Raw genomic sequence first — 26,230 nt, 5'->3', positions numbered from 1 at the left:
CTGCACCCTTACCCCAATATTCAAACCAAACTTGCCATGACCAGGCAAGTTTTATTTTTATTTAAGAACCTTATAGGAGGAAAAATAGACCATTTTGTCGAAACAAAGAACCTTCATAGAAGAAAATGCAGTAACCCTTGAAATAATTGGGGCATATGATGCTCTTCGTTATCCCTGGCCTTCCGACGCAGTATTGTTCATGAAGTTGATCGCCCACATATGGCCGTCCAAGTCCTCGAAGGCCCATGATAAATGAACCCATAATCCTGCCTATTTATTCTATTGAGGCTGTCCGCTTCATTGCATATAATGAAGGTACCGCCCTTCGGGGAGATCGTTAAGGGAGGCCGCGATGAACGAGACCGCATTTGACGAACCATTATTTGCAAGCTTGAAGCCGGGCTTAACCTCGTTCTGTTACCGAATGCTAGGCTCCATGGACGATGCGGATGATGCCGTTCAGGAGACGAGTATTCGGGTCTGGCAGAGCTGGAGCACGTTCAGACAGGATTCCTCGTTCAAAACTTGGGTCTATCGGATTGCCTCCAACCTGTGCTTGGACAAGCTGAGACAATTCAAACGCCGCGCGCTTCCCGTTGACCTGTTCGATCCGGCCGTCGCCATCGTCGAGCCGCGCGACACGCTGCCGGACTCTGCCTGGATCTGGCCGTCTCCCGACTTTGGGGGCAATCCGGAGGATCGGCTCGTCCGCAGAGATACCCTTCAACTGTGCTTCATCGCTCTCCTGCAGACCTTACCTCCGCGGCAGCGCGCGGTACTCATTTTGAAGGATGTATTTGAATGGTCCTCCAAGCAGATCGCGGAAACGTTGGGGATGTCGCCGGCAGCGGTGAACAGCGCCTTGCAAAGAGCCCGAGAGACGATGGACCGGGCGCAGCTTCGCTCGGATGAGCTCAGCAGCATGGACGTTCAACCGGAGCAGCAGCTGCTGTCCCGGTATGTGGAGGCCTTCGAGCAATTCGATATTGCTGCGCTCGTCGCGTTGTTCCACGAGGAAGGCTGCATGTCGATGCCGCCCTTCGAGATGTGGATCCGCGGCAAGGAAGATTTGTCCGCCTTCTATTCGCTTACTCGCTGGCATTGCGAAGGTTCGCGATTTGTGCCCATTACGGTGAATGGCGGTTATCCGGCGTTGGCCCAGTATATGCCGGGCAAAGAGGGCTCTGGCCTGGTACCCTGGGGCATCCACGTCATCGAAACCAAAGAAAATCAAATCCTGCACGTTCAAAACTTCATTCATACGCCATTATTTTCGCGATTTGGGCTGCCTGAGCGGATTGACCAATGAATTTCGTCATTGGCTTACGTCTATATTATTGAGAATAACCAAACGACGAATATCATGAGAGAGGTGTCTATTTAAAATGGAAACGAGTCAACCGACGAAAGTAACCGTGCAAGCCGTCATTCAAGCCCCTGTCGAGAAGGTATGGCGCTATTGGACCGAGCCGGATCACATCACGAAGTGGAATCAAGCGTCCGAGGACTGGCATGCGCCAAGAGCCGAAAACGATCTGCGGGTCGGCGGCAAGTTTCTGACACGGTTGGAAGCGAAGGATGGCAGCATGGGCTTTGATTTTGGCGGCGTCTACGATGTCGTGAATCGGCATGAGGCGATCGGCTACACCATGGAAGACGGAAGAAGAGTGGATATTGCTTTCGTCGATCAAGGGAATGAGACGAAGGTCATTGAAACGTTCGACGCGGAAAGCTCCAATCCCGTCGAATTCCAGCAAGCAGGCTGGCAAGCGATCATGGACAATTTCAAAGCCTATACCGAACAAAACTAATCATCGCGAAGAAGACGCCGGGGAAGATGCCCGGCGTCTTTCTTTTTGAACCCTAGTACGAGCGTGCTCTCCGTTAGCCTTAACCTTGTGCCGCATCCATGTTCATGTAGTTAATGGCCCACAGATGGCCGTCCAAGTCCACGAAGCCCCAATGATACATGGACCCATGATATTCAGGTTCAGCGTGCAATTTCCCGCCCAAGGAGACCGCGGTATTCACAATTTCATCGACCTTTTCCCGGCTCTCGAAGGCCAATGCGATCGTCATCTGCGCATACTTGCTCGTATCGACGGATTCCTTCTCCGTGAGCGTATTAAAGAATGCTTGATTGATCAGCATGACCTGCAGGTTGTCGCCGATCATGATGGCTACCGAATTCTCGTTCTCGGGGAATTGCGGGTTGAGCTCGAATCCGAGTCCGGTGAAGAACGCTTTCGATTGTTCTACGTTTTTTACAGGCAGGTTGAAGCTCGTGAATGCGGACGTTAATGCCATTTTCAAAACACCTCTTCGTCAAATTAGTTTGTGTTCATTTATGCCTTCGTTTATATAGACGACAGCCGATCCGGGAATTCATCGGTCTCATGGATTCGGAAGCGTAAATTTTGGAAAATAACTTGGTATTGATAAAGGAATTCGTCTGAATATATGACAATTAAAGGGTGGGTATCGAGTGACGGAATGAGGGAACGGTATGGAAATTAATGATAAAACCGAAGTACGAAAGAAAAAGTTCGAAACCGTCGCCATTAAGGCGAAGCGAATTCCAAGCCGTTGACGACTGAGGAAGGTATCGAGGCTATGGACATCAAAGGCAGAACGCATTTTAAGATCAATCTCGGTGAACCATACCATAAATAACGGCAAGTTTTTTCCGGAATTCCTTAAGGGGCATGGATTTTTATAAATATGTGTAGGGTTTGGAATATCGCTGGAATGGTGCATGTAATTTGTTTTTTGAATATTCCCGACACACCCCGCGGAAAGAAGAGGTTATGGTGAACCGGAGGCGGCTCTCCAAGGCCGGGAAAGAGTATCGGAAGTGCCAATCTGGCAGCGTCCCGTAGATCCCAGTTCAATGTCTCTTATTATGAAACAACATCGAATTTCAAAGTATTTCGATGTACTACGATATATTCACCTGTTGATTTATTCATTACTTGAGACACTTCATCGGTATGTGTTATCTCAATCCAATCATTTTGTATATCCACCAATAATTTTACTTCCACATTATTTTCTCCGTATTTTAAACCACTATAAGATAATTTCGTCATTGTCTTCATTCCTTTCTTCATGATGAATATGTGTCGAATGCGATTTTCAATAAACAGCGATTTTATTACATCTCTTTAAAGTACTTCAATCGGTAATAAACGCCGTATCCAAGAATAAACAGGTAGGCAAAAACCAATAGCAATACCACTGTTAAATCTATAGCCATCAAGGCAATTGCTGTAATTAAGGCTCCAAGCACAAAAATCATCATGTCATATGCTTTCGCTTTTGCCCGATTAGTGATTGCCAGATTACGCTCATCTTTCTTCTCGATCTCTAGCAGCTTTGCTGCGGCGGGACTATGCTTCATCGCGTAGCGCAACATTATTTCTCCCATACCGAGGCCGAACATACCAGAGCCAAGTCCAACGCAGATATAAGGCAACGCTCGCAGCAGACCTTGCGGATCTTCAATTGTTTTGATGAAGTACACACCGACTGCTAGTAAGGATACGCCTACAACGGTAATCAAATAAGACAAAATCGTCTGGTTCATACATTCTCATCCTCCTCATAAATAAAGATTTCTTCGATAGTCATACCGAAAAAACGAGCAATCTTGAACGCTAAAAGGATCGATGGGTTATAACGTCCGTTTTCAAGCGAACCGATTGTTTGCCGTGACACTTCAAGAGCCATTGCTAATTCTTCTTGCTTAATTCCGCGTTGCTTGCGGATTTCTTCTAAACGGTTGTTCAATGCGTTCACCCTCCTCATGGAAAGCTAGCTTTCCACAAAGAAAGCATATCGTGTTACCCAATCAATGTCAAGTTTGCTTTCCATTTTGGCAATAAAACAGGCCATCCCACAAAGGATGGCCCCAAAACTTGCCGTTACAGACAGCGCGGTGAACCGTATCACAAATAGAGGCGATTTCTCTGAAGAAAAACTTGCAGACTGTATTTACAGAATGCGGACCCTTAAGAGTAGGTTAGGTCAGTATTTATGGAGTATATTGTGTAAACAAGCTTATGCGCGCTTTGGTGCAGGTGTTATCGGGAGCATGTACGCAATTAAGCTTATTGAAGCAGGGTTTGACGTTAGCCTGTTTGCACATTCTAATAGATTTAAATCATTAAGAGAAAATGGCCTGCAATATAAAGAAAAAGGTACAGTTAGATCGATACAAGTGAATGTCATTGATACGCTCGAAAATAACGATGTATACGATTTTATTTTCGTTACCGTTCGTTATGATCGGTCCGAATCAGCGTTGTTAGCGCTAAAAGATAATCAAAGCAAAAATATAGTTACGATGACTAGTAATTCAATTGGATTTTCTTCGTGGCTGGATATCGTAGGGGATAGACTTTTACCAGCTTTTCCCGGCTTCGGCGGACAGATTAAAGATGGAGTATTGCATGCTCGATTTCTACCGAAGATTATAGTGGCAACTGCATTTGGAGAAATTAATGGTGTAGTGACAGAACGCATAGAAAGCCTCGCAAAATTATTTAAAACAGCAAAGCTTCCCTACGTTATTAAAAAGGATATGCAAGCGTATCTAATCACACATTCCGTATCAGACATTGCCATGTTGAGCGTTTTGCATTCTGAGAATAAGATAATTGACAATAAAACAGCCAGAACCAGAAAGACGGCACGCAAAATAACAGCCACTTTAAAAGCGTATCTAAGGGCAATACAAAAAGCTGGCGTTTCAATTGATCCACCAATGCTTAAAATGGTGCTTAAATTTCCAAACTTATTTTTGGATCTTTTCTTTATGACATGGCTACGAACTAAAATGGTTAGAGATATGATGTTGCCGGATTATGCGAATAATGCTAACAATGAGATTGTGCAGCTGAGTAATGATTTAATGAAATTTTTAAGTAAAAATGATATCAAATCGGCCATATATACAGAATAGGTCAATTTGTGAAGGAGTCGATTGAAGTAGGAGGGTATTTATGGCAGACGAGGAGTTATCAAGGGCATGGGAAGAGGTCGAGAATCTTAAGCAGCTTCATTTGAAACAACACCAGGAGCTTGTAGAGCTTAGAAAAGAAAATAGGTTGCTGCGTGAACGGTTGGAGGGTAAACCTATTACTGAGGCGGAACAAAGGCTTTTACGAATTGCAAAAGGTGAAATTGCGGAAATCGGAGAAGAAGCTGATTCTTCAAACGTGGGGGAGGGAACGGGGCAGGTTCATATTTATGTATCTAGCCATACGGAAACCAAACAGAATAATCGTCAATCAATTTTAAGCTAAAATAAGAGATGAAAAAACACCGTCAACAGGTTTGGTCGCCTGAAGTTGGGTTTCGACGGCGAGATCGGCGGCCTATTCAGCTAACGGTACGATAGCTGAACGAACAAGGGGCAGTTTGCTGCGGCAGCTGCTCCCTTTCTTTGTTAAGTTAATGGGTAGGATAACGCAAAAAGTAGTTTAATCTTGGAGAGTGTTATATTAGACATTAGAGGGGGGATTTCTTATAAAGAAGAAAAGAAACGTTATTTTGGTATTTCTTATATTATTATTTGTAATGGTTTCAACAAAGCCATCGGACAATGAATATCATAAATACCTATATATCGTTCATGGGGTTTGCGTTGACATTCATGACCAATGTGTTCATAAAGACAGGATTTCTAGGATAAAGTGGTGGTGCAAGGTGTTATACTTGCACCACCACTTTTCTGTTAATTCCATGTCCTCCGCTTGCGCTGAATCATCAGAGATGTCCATTGCGCTTATGCTGCATCAGGTAGTGAACCACGATCTACATCTGTGCCAGAGGTAATCATAGGTAAATCATATGATTGTAATAAATTTGCCCGTACGGCACCATCGATAGTAAATGGTAATGACGTAGTTTTTGTTCCATCAGCTGAAGTAACTTTAAGACTATTATCTGTTGTAATAACTACAGTTGAAGCAACAGCATTTCCACTACCATCTATAACTGAAATAGTTTGAACACCATTTAGGGATATTAACTCGCCTAAAACATCTCCAACTGTAGTTCCAACTTTAATGTCAATTGCACTGCCTGAAACAGAGTTAATATGTGTGCTTGTATATGCAATATCTACAGCTGTGTCAGAGACAATGCTTGGGAAAACATATGACTGTGATAAATTTGCCTCTACGGAACTATCAAAATTGGAATTGCCATTTGCGTTAGGATACACAGTTGCAGTTTGTGTTTTATAATTTTTATTGAAAGTTTTAACACCTATGTTGCTAAAATTATAACTTGAGATACCTCTAACTTGTATAGCACTGCCAATTAACCCGCCTTGTAAAATATCTAGGTTGCTTAAATTAACGTCAGTTCCATTATCAATAACAATAGCAAATCTATCATTTCTTAATGCGTCTTCATATTTTATTGAACTGTCTTGAATCGTTACATTATTTACATATTTCATAAGAATACCATATGCAGGGAACAAACTAGCATTTGCATATGATGATGTTCTATAGTTACCTCCATTTTTAGCTTCAGCTATAACTTTTGTAGTGTTTGATAAAACTGGCATAGAAGCAGTTTTGGCAGGGTTAAAGGAAGCAGTAAGATCAAGGTTTTTAAATGTTATATTGCTGACTGGATAAGTTTCTCCATCTACAATAGTTCCAACTGAACCAACGTCAACTTGGCCTGCAGATCCAGTGCTTGGAAATCGTTTGTATCCTTGAATAACAATTGGGAACGCTCCATCTCCTCCAGCATTCTTTGATAAAACAGCCCCATCAACCGTTACATTTGAAATAGAACCAGGTCTTCTTATTCCAAGAGGTAGTCTTGATGTTTGAAGACTTCCATCTTCGTCAAACCCAGCGCCTTCAAAACGCGGAGACACGCCAAAAGCAATTCCACCAGATGTGTTTTCTAAATTTAAATCTGAAAAGATTACGTTACTTATGTTTGAACCGTCGTTAACCCATATGGCAACGCCAGTTTTGTTAGCATTTGTTGTAAGAGATAAATTTTTTGCTGTTATATTTTCAATATCCCCAACTGTTTCTGAGCCTAATTGGAATACATTTCCGCCGGCTATGTCACCAGCAACAATTTTTTCAATATTTATATTAGAAACGTGTCTAACAAATCCTAAAGAAAAATCGCTTCCTAATTTTGCTACGTCATTACTAGACTTCAAAGTTGTAACGTTATAGGCAGATGCGTCGTTATTTTGCATAAAGTTGAATGTATCTCTTTGACGACCAGAAGTAGAGTTAGGCAATAACATATTTTGAACTCTAATGTTATCACAGCCAGTTGAGTTGATAGAGAACCAGCCACCTTGTTCAAAGGTTAAAACGTTATCCTCATCTGTTCCTCCAATAACTATATCTTTAGATAATTTTAACGAAATAGTTTTAGTTCCTTCACCAGGAACATAAGGACTACTATAGCCAGTATATAAATTCATATTTCCATAAAATTTAGCTGAATTTCCAAGAATCTTTATATTTTCTACACGAACGCCCCACATAAGAGCGTCTTCCCAATAGCTATGACCATCATCTTGCCCCAATGCGAAAGGATAATTTAAACTATCTTCTCTTGAGTCGATATTGTCTAAAGCTATAAGTTGAGAGTTTTTGTCAAAATATAAATATACGTTGCTTCTTAAATGTATGCTATTAGAGGCAAAATTTGAGTTTCCTTTGAAGTAAACCGTTCCGCCGCCATTTTTGCTTGCTGCAACAATTGCTGCATTTATAGCAGCAGAATTATCTGTTCCGGTATATCTAATAATGTCACCAGCGCTATCTGTTACTGTTGCGTCAGCAACAGCTCCAAAATTCGTAACGTCATATATACCTGAATAATAGCTTACCATGTTTGAACTTCCATCTGATGTTACAAGTTTAAAGTAATAGTTTGTATCTGGTAAAAGGTTAGTAAGTATTGCTTGTTGTGAATTTAAAACTGCTCCTGTATTAACCCAAGTTAATCCTTTGTCTAAGCTTGCATAAACACTAGCTTTTTTATTAATTGAATCCGCTTCTAGAACAACAGTTGTTGGTGTGTTATATGAAACATCATCAGCTTTTCTAACTAAATTTGTTACGTTAGAAGTTACATTGAAGTTTGTAGTTCCTGTTTCAGTATAATCCACTTCGCGAGGTGTTCCTGAATAAGCCTTGCCACTAAAAGTTGCACTGAAAGCTCCGCCTTGCCTTGGTATTTTTTTGTTTTTCAAAACAAGAACAACATCAACACCATTGTAAGCGCTAAAATCTGTATTCTTTATAGAGACAGTTTTTCCACCATTAGTTATTTCCACTTTTGTTCGTATATCTTCATTAGAATCTATATCTCTAACCCAGTTTCTTCCTGAATGGTTATAGTCTTTTGCAGAAGCTATAGCAGCATCATTTAATTGTACGTAACCACGACCAATTAAATCGAAAGTATCTGTAGATGAAGCTTTTATTCCATCTGGCAAATTAAATGTTAACGTTCCGTATAAATATTTTCTTTCAGGCGTGGTTCTATTAATAGAATATTCTAATATTATATCTTGAGTTTGATCTACTGTATATTGTTGCAAGTTTGCTTTTAAAGTTGATATATGTGTTATAAACTTTTTGGACGTTCCATCTTCAGCAACAACAGTTAATATATCATTATTAACTATTTCATCAGATAACCTTTTTTCTGATCCCGAACTATCTGTAACAGAATAATTTTGAATAGAATTGTCTGTTGAGTCAATTTCAGCAAGCAATTGTTCAACATTGTACTGAGGTATCATATAAATAGAGCTATTAGCGTTGTCGATGCTTGATATGTGAATGGCGTTATGTAGCACTTTAAGATCCGTGTTAGAAGAATTTGCTGGTTTAAATGCAATTTTATCTAAAGAACTTTTAGACTTACTAATTTTCAACGTGTACGATTTAGCCTTATCAACTGCAGGTAAATTAGTTATAGAATATGCTGTTCCATCTGTGCCTTTTAGTATACTGATTTTAGCATTAGACAAATTTATATTTTTAGTTCCATCATTTATAGAAATATAATCTGGAACACTACCGCTTGTAATATTTAATTTATCTTTTGCTGAAGATGTCTTAAACGAAAATGTGTCTGACACTCTTACGTTAGACGAAAATCCCAAAGGAGTTATTCTCTTAGACTTCCCTAAAGTTAAACTATTAGACTCTGCCCATGCACTGCAAGTCAAACTAAACAACATTATTAGAGCAATAATAGTGGATACAAGCCGTTTACCTTGATTTTTCATTCTTTTAACCTCCTAATTTTCATTTTTATAGAATAGTTCAGTTTTGTTTGATGAATGATAACAGGAAGTAAATAAAAAGTAAATTTTCCCTTTTCATCAATAATTGAGCACAAACGCCTAGTTTATTTTTTCAGAATTTACAATGCTATAGACTAATGGAACTGTATTTTTGATAATATTCAAAATTTTAATTTAAGGTAATTTGTAATGCTCCCATTGTCAAGATACGAATTTCAATAAATTAAGTTATGTCCTCCTTTGTTTGAAGTAGGTGATTCGGTCATCCGATTACAATGCTTCTGCTGATACATGTTGAGAGTAAATATCATCAGGATTTACATTGTCCAGTGATTAATGAGGGCGGTCTGTATTATAAAATCCACATACTGTGAAATGCCTATACGTAACTCTCTCGTCAGATCATCAAGGGGTTTCGCTCTGCTGCAGCCATTAGTTTCTGTGCACGTTACCACCGGTTCGAGCCGACATGTCCGACAAGGCGTTGTATGATCGCGTAACGGTCTTCTCGGACCAGCACAGATTGAGACGTTGGATATTGGGCCAGGAAACGAAGCGACACCTTAGAATAAAGGTCACCAAACACGCCATGATACTCCGGAAAGACCTGATCCAGCACCGCTTGAAATTGCAGCTTTACCTGGACAACCATTTCCGTCAGTGACTCATGTTGCCATGTCAGGTAGCACAGATTCATCAGATACTGACCACGTTTTTTGTAAGGCTCCAACTCTTCTTTGTAGAATAATTCCCCCAGCTGGTACGCGTCAGAAGCATCCGTTTTCACCTTGTGTAAATGGGTCTTTTTCGCATGATGTGAAATGAGCGGGTTGATAATGATAAATAGATACTGATATTCTCTAGAAACTGTACAACGGGACTATGATAATGGCCCGTTGTCCTTCTCCATCCTTAGGCGGAGTACCATTCGAGATGGTGAGTTTGCCGTCTTGGTCGGTGACCGTTACGCCGTCGGGAGCAGTGGTGCTCCAGGTCTTGCCGTCGTCCGTGGAATTGCTTCTGACGCCGTTATCCACTTTAACCATCAATTTGAAGGCAAGACATCGAATGTACTGTAGGAGGGGATTCAATATCTCTTCGAGATCTACCTACGTCCTTAAGAAAGGATAAACGGCAAATATGTGAACGGTGACCCGACTGCCTTCAAACAGCAAGCAGATGACCTGGGTCATCTGAGTGCAAGCCTAGATGATTTTTAAAAGTAATGGGGAATCGGATAATGTTCTTGTCATTTATCAGATGTAAAACTATGATGAGAATGTCTTAAACAAAAGAGTATTTCACTGTCTAATGACAAATATTAGATTTAGACATTAAAGGGCGTCGCGACCGGCGCTATCCTTCTCGGCGCGATTTCTGCCGCGTCGAATTATGCGGTCATGTACCGTTACTCCGCAGGCTGTATGACGCTTTTCGTCGTTTTGATTTTGCTGCAAGCTGCTCTGTCCACGAACCGCCGCCGCGCGAAGCAAGCGGTCTTGGAATCTTGAGTTACCCGTTAACGACCCCCTATTCGCCAATCTAGCGGATGGGGTTATTTTTTACCGTACTTTTACCGTTTGTTTGGTATATTAAACTATTATTTCGAATGTAGCGGCGGTGAGCGTAAACGTGAATATTTTGCTGGCGGAAGATGATAAGAAACTCGGCAAGCTTGTCAAATACATGCTGGAGAAGAAGGGCGGCTATCACGTCGATTGGGTGGAGAACGGCGAGGATGCGCTCGATTATGCCCGTGGATCGGCTTATGATGTGCTCATCCTGGACTGGATGATGCCGCTCATGGACGGGGTCGACGTCTGTAAGCGGCTGCGGGGCGACAATTATGGACAAGCCATCGTCCTCTTGACGGCTAAGGATTCGCTGCAGGATAAAATCTTCGGCCTCGATGCAGGAGCCGACGACTATCTGACGAAGCCTTTCGAGATGGATGAGCTGCTCGCTCGTCTTCGTGTGCTGGCACGGCGGAATTTTGCCCCAAGGCAGTCGGATATTGTGATGTTCGGGCATTTCACGCTCAATCGCACCTCACACCAGCTATCGCGAGACGGCGCGGAGATTCAGCTTAGCCCGAGGGAGTATCAGTTGCTCGATTTCTTCCTGCAGAACACCGGCAATGTGCTAACGAGAGAGGCGATTCTCAATCGCATCTGGGGGCTCGGCAGTGATGTCTCCTACAAAAATGTCGATGTTACCGTGAAGATGCTCCGGGACAAGCTGGACGATTCCGGGGTGGAATCGGTCATTCACAGCATTAGGGGGGTAGGCTACCGGTTTGAAATGGACGCTTAAAAAAGGGAAGAAGCGCGACTTATTCCAATACACACAGAGGAAGCTCACGGTTACCTACACGTGGCTCATCATTCTGTTTCTGGCGTTATTCTCGATTATCGTATCGCTCTTCTTCATCTTCATGGCGTACCGGGAGCAGAGCAATTCGCTCCGCTTGACCATGTATGCGACCGAGGACGGCCGTGTTGTCGTTCCGGATTTGGAGAACAGCCGCAGCGATGATTTGTACTTCTTCTATGTGCTGGATAATCACGGTCAAGTGCTTGCTCAGAGCAATGCAATCCCGCAGCTTAGCGACCGCAATATGGCGGAGATTGAAAAGTGGCAGCCAGACCGGGATACGTTCCGTTTGCGCTGGCACCCCGAAAAGCTTCAACGCTATAGGGATCTTATGATCAGGACGGATGACCGGCTGCTCTTCGTAGGCGCGCATCCGATTATGACGACGAATGGGCCGGCTACGATCTATGCAGCGAAGGATGTCACCTTTTACTGGGATATACTCCGCAATCTGCTCATCGTGTTCATCGTTATTCTTATTATTTTCATTATTGCAGCCGTCAAGCTCAGCTCCTCGATGTCCAAAAAAGCGATGATTCCGATTCAGCGAACTTTCAGGCAGCAGCAGCAATTTCTGGCGGATGCTTCTCATGAGCTGAGGACGCCGCTCAGCATTTTGAACACGTCCCTCGATGTGATTGAGCTGGAGAACGGGGATACCATTACGCCGTATTCGAAGGAAGTCGTTTCGGATATGAAGGAAGAGATTGGCCGGATGAGCCGCATGGTGCAGCATTTGCTGATGCTTGCCCGGTCCGATGCAGGCTCAGTCGAGTTCGAGATGGGCGCTTTCGACATTGTGCCGAAGCTCCGCCAGTGGGTGTTTGCCTTCGAAGGTGTTGCTCAGAAGAAGGCGATCACGCTGCGGACGATGCTGCCGGATACGCTGACCGTGAAGGGCGATCCGGAACGGCTGAAGCAGCTGGTCTATATCCTGCTGGATAATGCGATCAAATACACGCCCGAGGAAGGCAAGATCGACGTTGGTCTTGACCCTAACCCGAAGCAGTGGCGAATCATTGTCCGGGACAGCGGCATAGGCATTGCCGAAGCGGATCAGGTGCGCATCTTCGACCGGTTTTACCGGGTCGAGAAGCATCGCTCTCGTGAAGAAGGCAGCGCGGGGCTTGGACTCGCGATTGCGAAGCAGATCGTTATCGCCCATCGGGGCTCGGTTGTTCTCGAAAGTACACCTGGGAAAGGAAGTACATTTTCGGTAGAGTTTCCCGTATAGCACACGAAGAAGGCGAGCGGCCCTTTCTCTTTGGGAAGATGAAGAGGAAGGGAATTTCTTTGCCATTTACCGTACTTTTACCATTGCTCAATATAGTTGGTACTGTAGAGACAAGAACACTGTTATGAAAGGATGATGAAAGCGTGAAACGCATTAGACCTTGGGTGAAAAAAGCGCTGCTAGTATCCGTCATCATCGTAGCTGTCGGAGCCGGCTTAGGTTTGGTGGCTGGTGAGCACGGGCGTGATGTAACGAAAGTTGTGAGGGTTAGTCAGGAGTTTCATGGCAGACCTGCAGGCGACATGAAGGTTGAGATAAGAGGCGGCGAGGACGCGGCTGTGCCGGCGCCACGCGGTGAAGATGCAACTGTTCCAGTACCGCCACAAGCGCCGGTGCTTAGAGAGGGCGGCATACACATCGAGCGGGGTCATGAGCATGGTGTTGGTCCTGGCGTAGCGGTGGGAGGAACGATTCTAATCGCCGGACTTTTATTGTTATGGATGAACAAGCGAGGCAAACGGTCGAGAGTCGCGGATGGGGCGAATGTGCTTGCAAGCATTCCGACGGCATCGGACTTCCTAGACCAATGGGAAATTCAGCAAAATCAAACGAAGGAGTCGAAGTAAGATGAGTATCTTCAAACGTGTCAAAGCTGTGTTTCTAGCCGAAACGAACGGGCTGATAGATAAGTGCGAGAAGCCGCTCAATATGGTGAATCAATATATGCGGGAATTTAGTATTGAGCTGGAAAAAGGGCAGCGGGTGCTGGCGCACCAGCTGTTTATTGAGAAGCGGCAAGCGGCGCTGATCGCGAATGCCGAGACGGCAGTTGAGAAGCGGGACCGCCAAGCGAGGCTTGCGGTGGCCCAGGGCGAGGATAAGATAGCAAAGCTGGCGCTGCAGGAGAAGCTGCTGCAGGAGAAGAAGCTGGCAGTCTACCGCGAGCAGTTCGCAACGATCCAAGAACAAACGAAGGTGCTTGAGGAGCGCATCGCCCAGCTGCAGGTGCAATCGGAGGAGTACAATCACCGCCGGCTGCTGCTCGAATCCCGGGTTAATGTGGCAAGCTCCCTGAAGGAGCTGAACCAGAGCGTTGTATCGTTTCAGACGGACGGCATTGTCAGAGGTTTCACCCGCGCAGAGGAGAGTGTGCTGATGATCGAGGCGGAGCTGGAGGCAATGAATCTTTTCAACGCGCCGGCTAAACGGTCCGCGCCGCAGTATCTCGATCCGACGCTAACGGCGGAGATCGAAGCGTCACTGGCAGAATTAAAGCAGCAGCCAGCAGCAGAATAATAGCGTGAAACGAGCGCAGACGGCTTTTCAGAATTGGATCTCAAGTACTTATTGTAAGTTATAGAAAGTGATGAAGGAAAATTGTTTTGGGTAGAAAAAGAACCATATGGAATTAATTGGGAAAAAACCGGATATAACCTGGGCAATACTAGAAGATTGGGAAAAGGCACAAATCGTATTAAGCTAACTGTTACGATAGCACAATGCTAAAGGGCTGCCGCGTGGCAGCCCTTTACTACTTTAACTGGAAGGATATCTCAGTTACAGTGTGGAATTATAAGGGAATAGGTGTGTGTGACAATTCTTCTATTAGGAACGAAATCATGAAAAACAAAGAAGAGGGGTAACAGACAGGAATCAGGGAAAAGCTCTTTCAAGAACTGAATTTGTTCAATCACGGCTCAACCAAGGAGAACTTATGGATCCACAAATTAAACTACTGTTCCTGGACGAATACGCCACAGAAGGTGCCGCGCGTTTCGGTTTGAGCCAAGAGAAGTTGTCCTTCATTGGAGAATTTCAAAATTTTATCTATTCCTATACTCGCGAAGGATGCAAATATATTCCTTCAGACACGCTAAAGAGCGTTTGGCTAGTCTACCTGTTACTAAAGTTAATTTTGGTTTGATTCACGGGGATATTAATGTAGGCAATTTTATGGTCGATGAATCAGGTGAAATCATACTCTTTGACTTCGATTTTTCATTGAGCATATTGAACGTGGCTATACAGAGGAGTGCCGACGGCTCCCGACGGCTGGAAGGATCAGATGTCGCTCTTTCTTAGGCTTCGTGAAATTATTGTATTCGTCGGGATGGCTTCTCTGTCTTGAGATGCGAAAAGAAGGATTCGGCGCATGTGTTATTGAGGCAACCGCCTTCAATTTTAATTCTTCTGTATACGTCTGAAAGTTTATCCTAGCCATGAAAATATCCCCTCCAAGTTCCACTCGAACCTCCATGATAACATGAAGGTTTTTTTGAGCGTCTACTTGAAGGGGATAATACCATGTGACGGTTTTTCTTTTGGTAAGGCGTGACGTGATTTACCAACGAAAGTGCCTTTTACCGCCCAACGTGTCGGTTATGTCGATCGTCATATTGCGGATGCTCAACCGTCCGGGCTTATAACCCTGGCCTTGATCGTCAACGAAATCGGCTAACGGCATGCTGGATTTGCCGCCAGGCACCACATGTGCTTCATAGGTGTACTTGTCGTCAATAGTGATTTTCGCATCGAACCATACAAACCCGGTTTCGTTTTGGACAATCAGATGCCCATTCGTAACGGAAAAGTCGGCAATCGGAATCGAGCTTTTTGGAGCGGGGACACATCCCGTCATTAAAAAAGCAAGAAAAACGATTAGCAAGCATGATGAAATGTTTCTCCTCGTTCGTTTTCTTATGCAATTCATCAGATTTGTCCGCATCATCCTCGTTCCTTTCAATTTGATTCAACAGACAAGGCAAGGTCAAAGAACAGATTAGGCGAGGAGGGGTGGCTCCGGTGTACTTCAACGGCAATAACATTGGTCCCCTTCACAAGCTTGTCCAAATGGGTGCTTAGATCAATTCTTCGATAGAAGGTAAATTCATTCGGAAACGCGAGCGAGGAGTCGGTTAAGATCCCGGTTAGAATTGCGTCCCGCGATACTTCCTGGCCGTTCAGATAAACGGCGTAACCATCCTCATAGGCGATATTCAAAAATAAGTCGGACAACTCCCTCGGATCGCTGTCCAATTCAAACGTCTTGCGAAAATAATAAGTCGGGGACTTCACGGCCTCCAGGTTTGTTTGCACATAAGCCTGCCGCTCCTTGTTATTCGTATTTCCCAAAGGAGCCCTGCCGTTCCTCCAGTCGGAATCGTCGTATTCCGGACTGCGCCAATCGTAAGCAGGCAGTGGAACGATTTCCGTATGGTAGGTTTCAATGATCGGACCCTCACCCACCAAATCCACCCCTTCCGGTGGCAGGGCGAATTTGATATCCTCGCCGCCTGGATGGTAGCTCCATAAGGATTGAATGCCCACGAGCGGAATTTCCTGCTTTCCTTTCAACATAGCCAGATTTTCCGCATCCTGTTCCAGTTGATCCAGCACTTGTCCCTGTTTATTCTCGGCCTTAATGGACAACATGTTATCATTCGCTTCCATTACCGTAATGAAAGGCGTTTCCTTCAGCCTGGACAAATCCCATACTCCCCAGCCCTCATATTCAGCGGGCAGATAATCGGAAGGCTTTTGTGTAACGGCTAAATCAAGGACGTAGACGGAATCGCGGATGAACACCGCGCTGATTCCCGCGTCTCTGAACGCGTTCCACGCCTCGGGAAGCTTCGGATCTTTGCTCAGCCAGGCAAAGGCGAACGTTTGCTTATTTGTGTCAACCGTCTTTCGGAGCCATTCCAACTGGCCGTCTCCCTCATCGGATAACCGATCGGAGTTGAGAAAGAATAATCTGGCGTTTCCCTGACTGACCTCATAGACAGATTTCCCGAAACCTTGAAGGGTCCCGGCAGGCAAATGAGGATAAGCCTCATTGAAAAGCTGTTCCGTCGTAGAACCGTCATATATGGGATAAAGCTGAAACGTTTGCGCTTTCGGTTGGCTCTGCAGCAACTGATGGGACGCGGCAAAATACGATATGTCCCGGAATTGCTTGATCCACTCCCCGATTTCCCCTTCCTGCTCACTGAAATAACCGAATCGAAACGACATGGACGACTGGGCGGATGACTTGAATCCTTCCATTGGCACCTTTGTCCAATAGAAGGAACAAAACAGAAAACCAAAGAACACAAGCAGCAACAAAGAAAGTTTATATTTGTATAGGATCGACGACATGATTAACCCTCTCCTCCCGGTAAAGTGTTCGGAAGGTTCGGCCACCACAGGATGGTGTGGTAAACTGTCGGCCAGAGGATGATCAGATTGGCAATAAAGGCAACGGCAAATCCGATCGTCCACGGTTTCAGATTGACCTCTTTCCGTCCGATGGTCCAGTGTAGTATAGTCCATGTGGCCAACCAGACGAGCAGTCCTGCCGTTTCTTTGCCGGTATAGGGACCGATGCCCCACCAATGGGGGATCCAGGAGCCCAACTTCAGTAAAATCTGATTAGCTCTAATCGGATCGTAATAGCTCCACAAGTGACTGACCGTTGTCGCTGCGATACCGAGCCATACCGAAAGCAGAACGGCAGCGATTTCACCTGTTTTTCGTTGCTTGACTTCTTTCACGACTTTTTTCTCCCCCATATCAACCATGTTGAAAATCACACCATTCTCAGTTTCGTCAGGCCAATTCCGCACACAAATCCGATCAGCAAGCAGATCCAGAATAGCGTGATCAATAAAGCGATGATCCCGCCAGCTACCGAGCCCGGTACGAGAGCATGGCGAAACCGGCGCAATAAAACGGCCGCCGCAATTCCCAGAGGGAGCGGGTACAGTGAAACGAATTCTTTATATTCCATCACAACCAAATGCACCTCGGGGCTATGGTACATCAGCCACTGCTGGGGACCGTCCGGCCCCCGGTAAGCGATGTAGAGCCAGTTGCCAAACACGATCGTAAGCAGAACCATAAAATTTGTGAGCCAGAGCACCCATTCCAGGGTGGCCGCGGCCCCTTTCTTGCCTCGCAGCATGGGATAGGTCAGATGAATCGTTTGGCAGCTCATGATGACGGTTATGGTCGCGCCCAAACCGTGCAGGACGGCCGTCAGCTTATGGTTGCTGAATCCAATGACATTGAACAAAGGGATTGATAAAAAAAGGAGAGCGGCTACACTCGCTTGCGTAATCGCAAAATCTCTTGCAGTGAACAATGATTTCATTGGCTGTCCATCTCTTTCTTTCGGGATCTACTTAATTTTGTTCGATTGATATGACATCATAACGATAAACTATAGAGAAGAATTGTTATAAGAATGTTAGGGCGAGATTAAGAAATTGTGTATAAATTAACGACCTTAATAATATCTTAAAATTTTTTTAGAGATTTATTCAGTATAATTTGTTTTGGTAGTTTGGTTCCGGGAATACCTGTTAAACCGCATACTATTTCGTTGTACATAGCAGATCAGTCGAGATGGTAGTGGTTTGCCGGGGCGGTGAAAGGGGGAAAAAAAGACTTTTTCGTTTCGGCTTTATCGGCTTTAAATGAAAGAGACAGCGTGGTGCGGTTTCCCGTAATTCAGACTCAATGAATGAGAAGGGGAGAAAAAGATGAAGGCTAAGTTAAAAGCGAAGTGGAAAGGTTTAACATTGGTTCTTGGTGTGTGTACAATTCTTTTCACCATTGGTATTTTCAACGTGTCGGCTGAAAGCAACATCATTAAAGGGCCGTACCTACTGTATGAAGGCTCCAACACCTCAATGAGTGTCCTTTGGCAGACGAGCGATGAGCAATCGAATGTTATCAAATGGGGTACCGACCCCTCTTTTTCGATGGGGCAAGAGACTGTCACCTCCGAAACGTATAATTCGGTGGGGCAAGAGACCGTCACCTCCGCAACGTATAATTCGATGGGGCAAGAGACCGTCGGAACGTACGGTTCCGACCACCAGCACAAGTTCACCATCACCGGGCTGAAGCCGGGAACTAAGTACTACTATGAGGTGGACGGTCAGGCAGGTTCTTTCATCACCGCGCCTGCGGATAATGCGACATCCGTGAAGTTCCTCTCCTACGGCGACAGCCGTACCCAACCAGCTTATCAGGATCAGGTAGCTGCCCTGGCACGTCAGGCTTATGCCGCTGACCCAGCCTACCAGACGCTTCTCCTGAACAGCGGGGATATTGCTTCAAGCGATTCCGAGAGCAACTGGACCGCTCAATACTTTGTTCCCGGGTCCACCTACCCGGACCTGCACACTCTCCAGACCGAGGTTCCTATGATGGGAGCAAGAGGCAACCATGAAGGAGTAGGCTCGGTCTTCGAAAAATACTATCCCTATCCGTACGTGGCTGACTTTTACTGGTCCTTCGATTACGGTCCGGTCCACGTCTCAGTAGTGGACGAGTATGCCGACTTTAAACCCGGCTCGGCTCAATACAACTGGCTGGTCAACGACCTTGCTTCCTCTACCAAGCCGTGGAAGATTGTGATGGGCCATCAGCCGGCATGGGGTGCCGGTACTCATGAGAACAATACCGATGTCCAGAATTACATCCATCCTCTCCTGAAGCAGTTTGGGGTACCGTTGTATCTTAACGGACACAACCATAACTATGCCCGTGCGGAAGTGGACGGGATCGAGTACCTCACCTCCGGCGGTGGTGGCGCTCCGTCGTATGATGTGGACCCTACCTGGCCGAACATCGTAACCGCGGATAAGTCGTACTTCTTAACCGAGTTCGATATTGAAGGGGATAAAATGAACGTTACCTCCCGTCGGATAGACGGTACGGTAATTGAGACCATAACGGTTAACAACACTCAGATTCAACTGGATATTTCCAAGTTGACCATGACTGCAGACAAAGATACTTTGCAAACGGCTTCTCCTGAAAGCAAAATTAAGCTCAGTCTGTCGGCTGTTGACAGCCATAATGCCAATGTGGATCTTGCTGGTGCCATAGTAAAATATTACACGGATAAGCCAGACAAACTTTCCATTGCGGCGGACGGAACAGTGTCACTGAAGAACAAACCTGTATTTAATGAATCTGCTCAGGTTTGGGCTGAGATCTATGACGGTAGCAAGTTGGTTACCAGTAATAAAGTGACAATAAATATCCAAAATCCGGATGGGCTGGCAGAAGCAACATTAACATCGGATCGCGTTTCGTTGTCCGGCGACGCTACGGCTAAGCTAAGCTTATCGGCGAAAGACAATTTGGGAGCGGACATGGATCTTTCTTCGGCTACCGTCACATACAAGCCAAGCCTGGGTGATATCTTGTCCATTTCTGATGACGGCATTGTAACTGTGAAAAATACGCCGCTTCGCACTACGGCCGTAACCATTCAGGCAGCAGTTACCGCCCAAGGAATAACAGTCGATAGTAATAAGGTATCCATCATTGTTGGCCCTTTATCGGAAGAAGATTCCCATGTGCTCGTAGCGCCAATCAAAGGCCAATACGACGATACGGAAGAACGTGCAGATGGATCGTTGGATTTGGAGAGTTCCGACCTGGAAATTGTAACGGAAGAATCCAACCAACAGATCTTAATCAGATTTGCAGATCTGGCTATTCCTCAAGGGGCTAAGATTCTCGACGCATATATTCAGTTTTCCGTTGACGAGCCCGATAAGAACGTTGATCCGTTTGACGTGAATATTTATGCGGAGGACGTTCCAAACTCAGAACTGCAAAATCCGCCTAATGTTTCATCACGTATTAAGACGAATGATTTTGTAAACTGGAAGGATGCGCCAGCGTGGACAGTAGAACATGAAGCCGGTCCAGCCCAGCAAACGCCTAACGTTGCATCCTTGGTTCAGGAAATCGTAAATAAGGATGGATGGAATGAAGGGAATACATTGGGCTTCATTCTAACAGGTCAAGGTACTAGAACTGCCGAGTCCTTTGAAGGCGCAGGCGACAATGCAGACCAAATTCCACAACTCCATGTCATCTACGCAAATTCGGAATCAGTTCCGACGGATCCGGGTAACGGCGGCGAGACGCCGACGAATCCGGGTAACGGCGGCGAGACGCCGACGAATCCGGGTAACGGCGGCGAGACGCCGACGAATCCGGGTAACGGCGGCGAGACGCCGACGAATCCAGATAACGGCAGCGAGACGCCGACGAATCCGGGTAACGGCAGCGAGACGCCGACGAATCCGGGTAACGGCAGCGAGACGCCGACGAATCCAGGTAACGGCAGCGAGACGCCGACGAATCCAGGTAACGGCGGCGAGACGCCGACAAATCCAGGTAACGGCGGCGAGACACCGACGAACCCAGGTAACGGCGGCGAGACGCCGACGAATCCGACGAATCCAGGTAACGGCGGCTCACCGGTAATTCCGGCTAACCCGTTCAAGGACGTTGACTCGCATTACGATTGGGCGAAGGACGCGGTCGCGGTGCTGGCCGACAAGGGCATCATCAACGGCACATCGGCCACGACCTTCGAGCCGGGCAAGCGGATCACGCGAGCTGACTTTATGGAAATGCTCGTCCGCATGCTGGACCTGAAGGCGGACGTCACGTCCAACTTCAACGACGTGAGCACGAACGACTACTATTATAAAGCGCTTGGCATCGTCAAAGCGCTCGGCATCGCGAACGGTACGGGCGACAACAAGTTCAATCCGCGCGATTTCATTTCGCGTCAGGACATGATGGTGCTCATAAGCCGGGCGATGGACGTAACCGGTAAGCTGGACCTGAGCGGTGCGCCGGCGGATTTGAATGGCTTCAAGGACAAGGTGTCGATCGCGCCTTACGCGATCGAGTCCACGGCTGAAATGGTGAAAGCGGGCATTGTTCAAGGGAGCGATTCGACGCTGAACCCGAAGGGTCAGGCGACAAGGGCGGAAACCGCGCAAATGATTTACCATCTCTACCTGATGCTGCAGAAGAACGGCAGCCTCTAAGCCAACGCATTTCGCATAAAGCGCGGGGTCCAATTACTCTTGGCATATTAGGTGAATTACTTTCGGCCAAAATTAATACAGTTTTATCTGCTTATAGCATTAAAATAGTGGACTCAAGAGAGACAACCGGTATCAGTACTGATGATGCCGAGGAGCGTCTGATCGGTGGCATCATGTAAATAACAGATCAGACTACGCTGGGATGCATTTGTTCAAAACAGGGTAAAACAGGCGGCCGCAGGGTGTTCCCCGCGGCCGCTCCATAATTTAAAGAAGAAACGAGGGCATCGTCATGCCTTTGCAATGGCTTAGAAAACTAGCTTCTTTGATCCTGATCGTTTTAATATTTTTTGGAGGTACCCACGTCTTCGCTCATGACATGTATCTGGGAGGATCGAAATGGGCCATTGGCAAGGATCGCATTCTGTCCACGATTGAGCTTGACCCTGCCTTATTTCAGCAAATAAGAGGGATTCAGGGACTTGGATATGACCTTGACAATCTCACTGATGAACAGCTCTATGAAATGGCAACCGCTATCATTCAACCTTACATCAACGAAAAGTTGTCAGTTTCCGTCAATGACCGCTCTTACCCGATAAAGGTAGAGAAAATAGAGAGAGAAGGAACCTTTTGGAAAATATGGCTTAGGATGAGTGGTATGAGCTTAAACTGGCAAGAAAACAAGGTGAAGATTGATTACCGTCTTTTATTTGAAGAGACTAACAATCAGCATGTGAATCTTGGCTATATCTATTTTACCGATGCCGATGATGATTCGGTGCAGGAGGTCTTTAATTATACCCAACCAGATTTGCAGTATACATTCGACTTCCACAATACCGTATGGAAATTCTCTGATAAAACCGCAGCTTTATTGTCGGAAATATCTACTTTCTTTTTACTTGGAATTAAACATATCCTAACCGGATATGCCGGATATGAGCATATAGCATTCTTGGTTGCATTAATTGTGATCGGTTTATCCACCAGGGAAGCCTTGAAGATTTTCGCTTCCTTTACTGTATCGTACAGCATCACTTTGCTGCTGGCGGCGATGCAGGTTGTCACTCTGAACTCCAGGTATGTCGAAAGCGTGATCGCTTTCTCCATCTGTTATATCGCGCTGGAAAACCTGTTGGCAAAACAGGTCAACTACCGATGGCTGCTCACATTTATATTCGGATTGGCTCATGGATTCGGCTTTGCCAGCGATCTTCAGGAGTTCAAAGCAGGTAAATCGGATCTTGTTCACTCGGTGGTCTCGTTTAATGTCGGCGTGGAAATGGGGCTGCTGATTATCTTTTTAATTATGTTGCCCCTTCTGTATCTGATAAGGAAAAAACTCCCTATGAGAAGAGTAACTGCTGTAGTATCTGTAGCCATTTTTATTGCTGGTTTCATCTGGTTCGTCGATCGGGTGTTCAACTTACACCTGGTACCGTTCTAAGAAAAACAGGAAGAGAGAAATACATGAAGAAAAATAAATCACCCTATTTTTTTGTTTCCATCATGATTGCTTTTATTGTCTTCGTTACGAGTTCTGTCACCAGCATGGCTCAAGGCAGTTCTGCAGACCTTGAACAGGAATACAACATGAAAGCGAACCAATTCTTTGCCGACAAAAATTATGAGCAGGCGGCTTTAGTTTTGGAAGAACTTCTGGCAAAGAATTCGGATCTGAATAATGAAACGGTCTACAGGCAATTGACCCATTTCTATGAAGATTACCTTTTTAATTTTGAAAAAGCGTTGTTCTTTTATAAAAAGTATCTTGACCAATTCCCTGAGGGGAAATTTGCGAGTGCCTTCCGGGACAGGGTCGCTTATCTAGATGAACGACGTTCTGAATGGCAAGCATTGCAAAGTTTTAGAAAAATCCAGTTAGAAGAAGGCAATGTTCCCCTTAAAGAAAGCCTGGATGAAGTAGAAACCATTCTTTCAAAGAATGAGAACGAATTAATTGCGCCAGAAATGCATATCTATTTGGCCAATAAATATTTTGAAACAAACGAATATCAAAAGGCGAGGGGGCATGTGGAAAAATACATAAACAGCAAGGCCAGCATGTCAAGTACAGACAAAGCCCTGGCTCTGCAGTTGTATTCCGACATTCTCGTTAAGCAACATCATTTGGGCAAGGCTATCCGGGCCCTGGACCAGTCAATAGCGCTGGGAAATCCGGGAGAAAGCTTTAATTCAGCAGTAAAAAAAAGCAATATTATAAACCACAGGAACATGTTGTATGGATTCATGTTTTGTCTTTTATATTTTATATCGGTGGTAATATTGTTAATCCCCATAAAATTCTCGCGGCATTTCAATTTACAAAAGTATGTCGGGCGACTTGCCACGCCTTTATTACTTCTTGCCCTAATTTCACTAGGTCCTGTCTTGATCCTAAACATAATTGAAGAGCCGGAAGTCGACCTGCGGTTTTTCTTTGGCCTGTTGGGCTTATCCATCCTCTCGTTTATGATAATAAGGCTACTTGCCCCGCTTTCATTGAAAACAGGCAGATTGGTTTATATTTTGATGAGTTGTTTGCATATGGGTTCCGCTTCTTTCATGGCTTATTATATGACTTTTTACAGTGGGAGAAAGATAATAATGAACACTGTAATAGAGGCTGATATAGATCCCATGGATTCCTTATTCATGATATTAATTTGGAGTTCCGTCGCTGCAGCCTTTTTGATAAATGTCATTTATGGTTTTATTTTTTCAAAAAAGGAGCAGACGGCTGATGTATGATTATAGCTGTCTTGAACGGAATGGAACATTATTATAAATATTCATTTGGTCGTCCAACTGTCCCGTGATATAGAGCCACAGATACGAAATATTTGGGAGGATTCACACGATGATTTCTGCATTCATCTCGTTTTTCAGACTAGGAATGGAACATATTTTAACAGGTTATGACCACTTATTGTTTTTATTTTCTCTGATAATTGCAAGGCAAACGATTAAACAATATGCAGCGGTTATTACTGCATTTACCATAGCTCACTGCTTAACTTTATCATTAACTGTTCTCAACATTATTGACGTACCATCTAGTATCGTCGAACCAGCAATTGCCCTTAGCATTTGCTATGTTGCTATTGAAAATATTTTCAAAAAAGAAGTAAAGAAGCGCTGGATGATTACATTTGTATTTGGTTTGATTCACGGAATGGGGTTTGCCGACTTATTAAAAGGTATGAATTTGCCAAAAATTAACTTAGCTTTTAATATATTTAGTTTCAATTTAGGTATAGAAGTTGCTCAGCTTGGGATTCTTGCAATATTGTTACCTCTTCTCTTCTTTATTCAGAAATGGAAATACTCTGTGAGAGTAGTCAATATATGTTCCACAATAGCTTTTGTATTAGGTGGTTTGTGGTTAACCGAAAGAATATTCTTTTAATAGTTTAATTTAATAACTGAACTTCCGGCGCGACAAAGCTTAGGATGTAAAGCTTAGCAGGTGAAAAATCCTGCTTTGAAAAACCAAGCCAGGCGAACGTCAAGAGGTTCTTCTTCCTATGTAAATACCTCCTTGGGATACCTTGCTTTTCCTAAATAGTGGGGATCTCATAACGGGGAGGAGCTGTAACCAAAAGGGCAATGCATGTGGTCTTGTACCACTTTGCATTGCCCTTTTGGTTACTCATCAAGCAGTCTTATTTTTACCCTTCGTTCTGCCTTGCTGCAGGGGTCATGGTCTGGCCGAGGCCACGTTTTTCAGACGAAATCCGATGCTATCGACCTTAACCGGATCATCGTATCTCCGGTTCAAGTGCTAGTCACCGTTGATACATTCCGATACCTGGGATGCGGAATGTATCGCGAAAGTATTAGAGAATGAACTGGCACATTTATCGGATGCGAGCGCGTTATTTTAATTGGGAGATTAGCGTCTCCGACCAGTACTTTTGTCGATACACCTCTACGTAAAGATTTCGCCATACGCAGGTATCCAAGCTACACGGAGGCTTGGCCTCTCCCGTGACCGGACTTTAACCGGTTAGATGATGCGCGCTTCTGGGAACGCAGTTGAACGAAAGGCTGCCATTTACAATGGTTGAGCGAGTATTACAAAGAGTGTTTTAGAGCGTCTCACCTCAGACTTGATTGTCACCCTTTTTCCTCTCTTCTCCCAGGCTTTTTGGCAATAAGATTCTGAAGAATCCGTTTGGTATAACATGTGGCATATCCACTTTGATGGAAAGGAAATCAGTGAAAAGGCTAAAGACAGAAGAAACCACATCAAATACTCAAGTTCAGGTTGGATTTCCTTAATAAAGGAAAAGTTATAATATTCCTTGACAGGAATATTCCTGAAATGGTATATTCCATACATAAGCAATGCACTATCCAAACAGGAGGGAAAACAGAGTGAATCAGGAAGTTACAGCCTACATCGAAAATTTGCCGAAATGGCAAGGTGGGATCAGTTCGATCCTG

General features: G+C 44.8%; 23 protein-coding genes and 1 pseudogene. 13 read left to right on the top strand and 11 right to left on the bottom strand.

Annotation, left to right across the window (positions count from 1 at the left end; translation table 11 throughout):
- Window positions 1-352 precede the first annotated feature (352 nt).
- Together AC0YOB_RS27820 and AC0YOB_RS27815 are read left to right on the top strand one after the other, a co-directional pair.
- Window positions 353-1,309, top strand: a complete 957-nt coding sequence (locus tag AC0YOB_RS27820; protein ID WP_475795548.1) for a sigma-70 family RNA polymerase sigma factor — start codon at window positions 353-355, stop codon at window positions 1,307-1,309.
- 76 nt (window positions 1,310-1,385) lie between these two features.
- Window positions 1,386-1,811, top strand: coding sequence for an SRPBCC family protein (locus AC0YOB_RS27815; protein ID WP_475795547.1), 426 nt, complete (start codon window positions 1,386-1,388; stop codon window positions 1,809-1,811).
- Between the two features lie 79 nt (window positions 1,812-1,890).
- On the opposite strand, the gene AC0YOB_RS27810 is transcribed toward AC0YOB_RS27815, so the two are convergent.
- From AC0YOB_RS27810 to AC0YOB_RS27795, 4 genes are all read right to left on the bottom strand, one after another.
- Window positions 1,891-2,307 (bottom strand): VOC family protein, encoded by a 417-nt coding sequence (locus AC0YOB_RS27810; RefSeq protein WP_475795546.1) that lies wholly within the window; start codon window positions 2,305-2,307, stop codon window positions 1,891-1,893.
- 593 nt (window positions 2,308-2,900) lie between these two features.
- Entirely contained in the window at window positions 2,901-3,089 is a 189-nt protein-coding gene (locus AC0YOB_RS27805; protein WP_475795545.1) for a hypothetical protein, read from the bottom strand.
- Window positions 3,090-3,154: 65 nt separating this feature from the next.
- Complete coding sequence (locus tag AC0YOB_RS27800) at window positions 3,155-3,586, bottom strand: hypothetical protein (RefSeq protein WP_475795544.1); 432 nt, start codon at window positions 3,584-3,586, stop codon at window positions 3,155-3,157.
- Window positions 3,583-3,789, bottom strand: a complete 207-nt coding sequence (locus AC0YOB_RS27795; protein ID WP_187102023.1) for a helix-turn-helix transcriptional regulator — start codon at window positions 3,787-3,789, stop codon at window positions 3,583-3,585. The genes AC0YOB_RS27800 and AC0YOB_RS27795 overlap by 4 nt, the downstream gene beginning before the upstream one ends.
- Before the next feature lie 64 nt (window positions 3,790-3,853).
- Here AC0YOB_RS27795 and AC0YOB_RS27790 point away from each other — a divergent pair, with 64 nt between their 5' ends.
- Both AC0YOB_RS27790 and AC0YOB_RS27785 read left to right on the top strand, forming a co-directional pair.
- Window positions 3,854-4,963, top strand: a complete 1,110-nt coding sequence (locus AC0YOB_RS27790) for a ketopantoate reductase family protein (RefSeq protein ID WP_475795543.1) — start codon at window positions 3,854-3,856, stop codon at window positions 4,961-4,963.
- A 40-nt stretch (window positions 4,964-5,003) separates the two neighbouring features.
- On the top strand, window positions 5,004-5,306 hold the full coding sequence (locus AC0YOB_RS27785; protein ID WP_475795542.1) for a hypothetical protein: 303 nt from the start codon (window positions 5,004-5,006) through the stop codon (window positions 5,304-5,306).
- Window positions 5,307-5,788: 482 nt separating this feature from the next.
- Here the strand turns inward: AC0YOB_RS27785 and AC0YOB_RS27780 are convergent, their stop codons facing one another.
- The 3 genes and pseudogenes from AC0YOB_RS27780 to AC0YOB_RS27770 all read right to left on the bottom strand — a co-directional run bounded on the left by AC0YOB_RS27780 (window position 5,789) and on the right by AC0YOB_RS27770 (window position 10,365).
- Window positions 5,789-9,298 carry a glycoside hydrolase family protein gene (locus AC0YOB_RS27780; RefSeq protein ID WP_475795541.1) on the bottom strand — a complete coding sequence of 1,170 codons (3,510 nt, stop codon included), beginning with the start codon at window positions 9,296-9,298 and terminating at the stop codon, window positions 5,789-5,791.
- A gap of 469 nt (window positions 9,299-9,767) precedes the next feature.
- Window positions 9,768-10,213: pseudogene (locus AC0YOB_RS27775) on the bottom strand (IS110 family transposase); the annotation flags it as partial.
- The gene (locus AC0YOB_RS27770; RefSeq protein WP_475795540.1) at window positions 10,177-10,365 is read right to left on the bottom strand and encodes a hypothetical protein; all 189 of its coding nucleotides are present in this window, start codon (window positions 10,363-10,365) and stop codon (window positions 10,177-10,179) included. The pseudogene AC0YOB_RS27775 and the gene AC0YOB_RS27770, both read right to left, overlap by 37 nt.
- Window positions 10,366-10,948: 583 nt before the next feature.
- Here AC0YOB_RS27770 and AC0YOB_RS27765 point away from each other — a divergent pair.
- From AC0YOB_RS27765 to AC0YOB_RS27745, 5 genes are all read left to right on the top strand, one after another.
- Window positions 10,949-11,629: a response regulator transcription factor gene (locus AC0YOB_RS27765; RefSeq protein WP_475795539.1), complete on the top strand. Its 681-nt coding sequence runs from the start codon at window positions 10,949-10,951 to the stop codon at window positions 11,627-11,629.
- Window positions 11,613-12,923 (top strand): sensor histidine kinase, encoded by a 1,311-nt coding sequence (locus tag AC0YOB_RS27760; RefSeq protein ID WP_475795538.1) that lies wholly within the window; start codon window positions 11,613-11,615, stop codon window positions 12,921-12,923. The genes AC0YOB_RS27765 and AC0YOB_RS27760 overlap by 17 nt, the downstream gene beginning before the upstream one ends.
- Window positions 12,924-13,066: 143 nt before the next feature.
- A complete protein-coding gene (locus tag AC0YOB_RS27755) occupies window positions 13,067-13,549 on the top strand; it encodes a hypothetical protein (RefSeq protein WP_475795537.1) in 483 nt (160 codons plus the stop codon).
- Window position 13,550: 1 nt separating this feature from the next.
- Complete coding sequence (locus AC0YOB_RS27750) at window positions 13,551-14,219, top strand: PspA/IM30 family protein (RefSeq protein ID WP_475795536.1); 669 nt, start codon at window positions 13,551-13,553, stop codon at window positions 14,217-14,219.
- Window positions 14,220-14,771: 552 nt separating this feature from the next.
- Window positions 14,772-15,005, top strand: coding sequence for a phosphotransferase family protein (locus AC0YOB_RS27745; protein ID WP_475795535.1), 234 nt, complete (start codon window positions 14,772-14,774; stop codon window positions 15,003-15,005).
- 259 nt (window positions 15,006-15,264) lie between these two features.
- Here AC0YOB_RS27745 and AC0YOB_RS27740 read toward each other — a convergent pair whose 3' ends face one another.
- From AC0YOB_RS27740 to AC0YOB_RS27725, 4 genes are all read right to left on the bottom strand, one after another.
- A complete protein-coding gene (locus AC0YOB_RS27740; RefSeq protein WP_475795534.1) occupies window positions 15,265-15,588 on the bottom strand; it encodes a hypothetical protein in 324 nt (107 codons plus the stop codon).
- Between the two features lie 74 nt (window positions 15,589-15,662).
- Window positions 15,663-17,063, bottom strand: a complete 1,401-nt coding sequence (locus AC0YOB_RS27735; protein WP_475795533.1) for a hypothetical protein — start codon at window positions 17,061-17,063, stop codon at window positions 15,663-15,665.
- Between the two features lie 2 nt (window positions 17,064-17,065).
- The gene (locus AC0YOB_RS27730) at window positions 17,066-17,458 is read right to left on the bottom strand and encodes a hypothetical protein (RefSeq protein WP_475790688.1); all 393 of its coding nucleotides are present in this window, start codon (window positions 17,456-17,458) and stop codon (window positions 17,066-17,068) included.
- 35 nt (window positions 17,459-17,493) lie between these two features.
- Window positions 17,494-18,057, bottom strand: coding sequence for a hypothetical protein (locus tag AC0YOB_RS27725; protein ID WP_475795532.1), 564 nt, complete (start codon window positions 18,055-18,057; stop codon window positions 17,494-17,496).
- Window positions 18,058-18,448: 391 nt separating this feature from the next.
- On the opposite strand from AC0YOB_RS27725, the gene AC0YOB_RS27720 reads away from it, so the two are divergent.
- From AC0YOB_RS27720 to AC0YOB_RS27705, 4 genes are all read left to right on the top strand, one after another.
- A complete protein-coding gene (locus tag AC0YOB_RS27720; RefSeq protein ID WP_475795531.1) occupies window positions 18,449-21,778 on the top strand; it encodes an S-layer homology domain-containing protein in 3,330 nt (1,109 codons plus the stop codon).
- Window positions 21,779-22,070: 292 nt separating this feature from the next.
- Window positions 22,071-23,228, top strand: a complete 1,158-nt coding sequence (locus AC0YOB_RS27715) for a HupE/UreJ family protein (RefSeq protein WP_475795530.1) — start codon at window positions 22,071-22,073, stop codon at window positions 23,226-23,228.
- Between the two features lie 23 nt (window positions 23,229-23,251).
- A complete protein-coding gene (locus tag AC0YOB_RS27710; RefSeq protein ID WP_475795529.1) occupies window positions 23,252-24,532 on the top strand; it encodes a tetratricopeptide repeat protein in 1,281 nt (426 codons plus the stop codon).
- 109 nt (window positions 24,533-24,641) lie between these two features.
- Window positions 24,642-25,190, top strand: coding sequence for a HupE/UreJ family protein (locus tag AC0YOB_RS27705; RefSeq protein ID WP_475795528.1), 549 nt, complete (start codon window positions 24,642-24,644; stop codon window positions 25,188-25,190).
- Window positions 25,191-26,230 lie beyond the last annotated feature (1,040 nt).

The organism is Paenibacillus sp. JT31N17 (genome assembly GCF_056269255.1).
The sequence above is the reverse complement of the archived record's forward strand: the minus strand, read 5'-3'. Positions and strand labels throughout refer to the sequence as shown.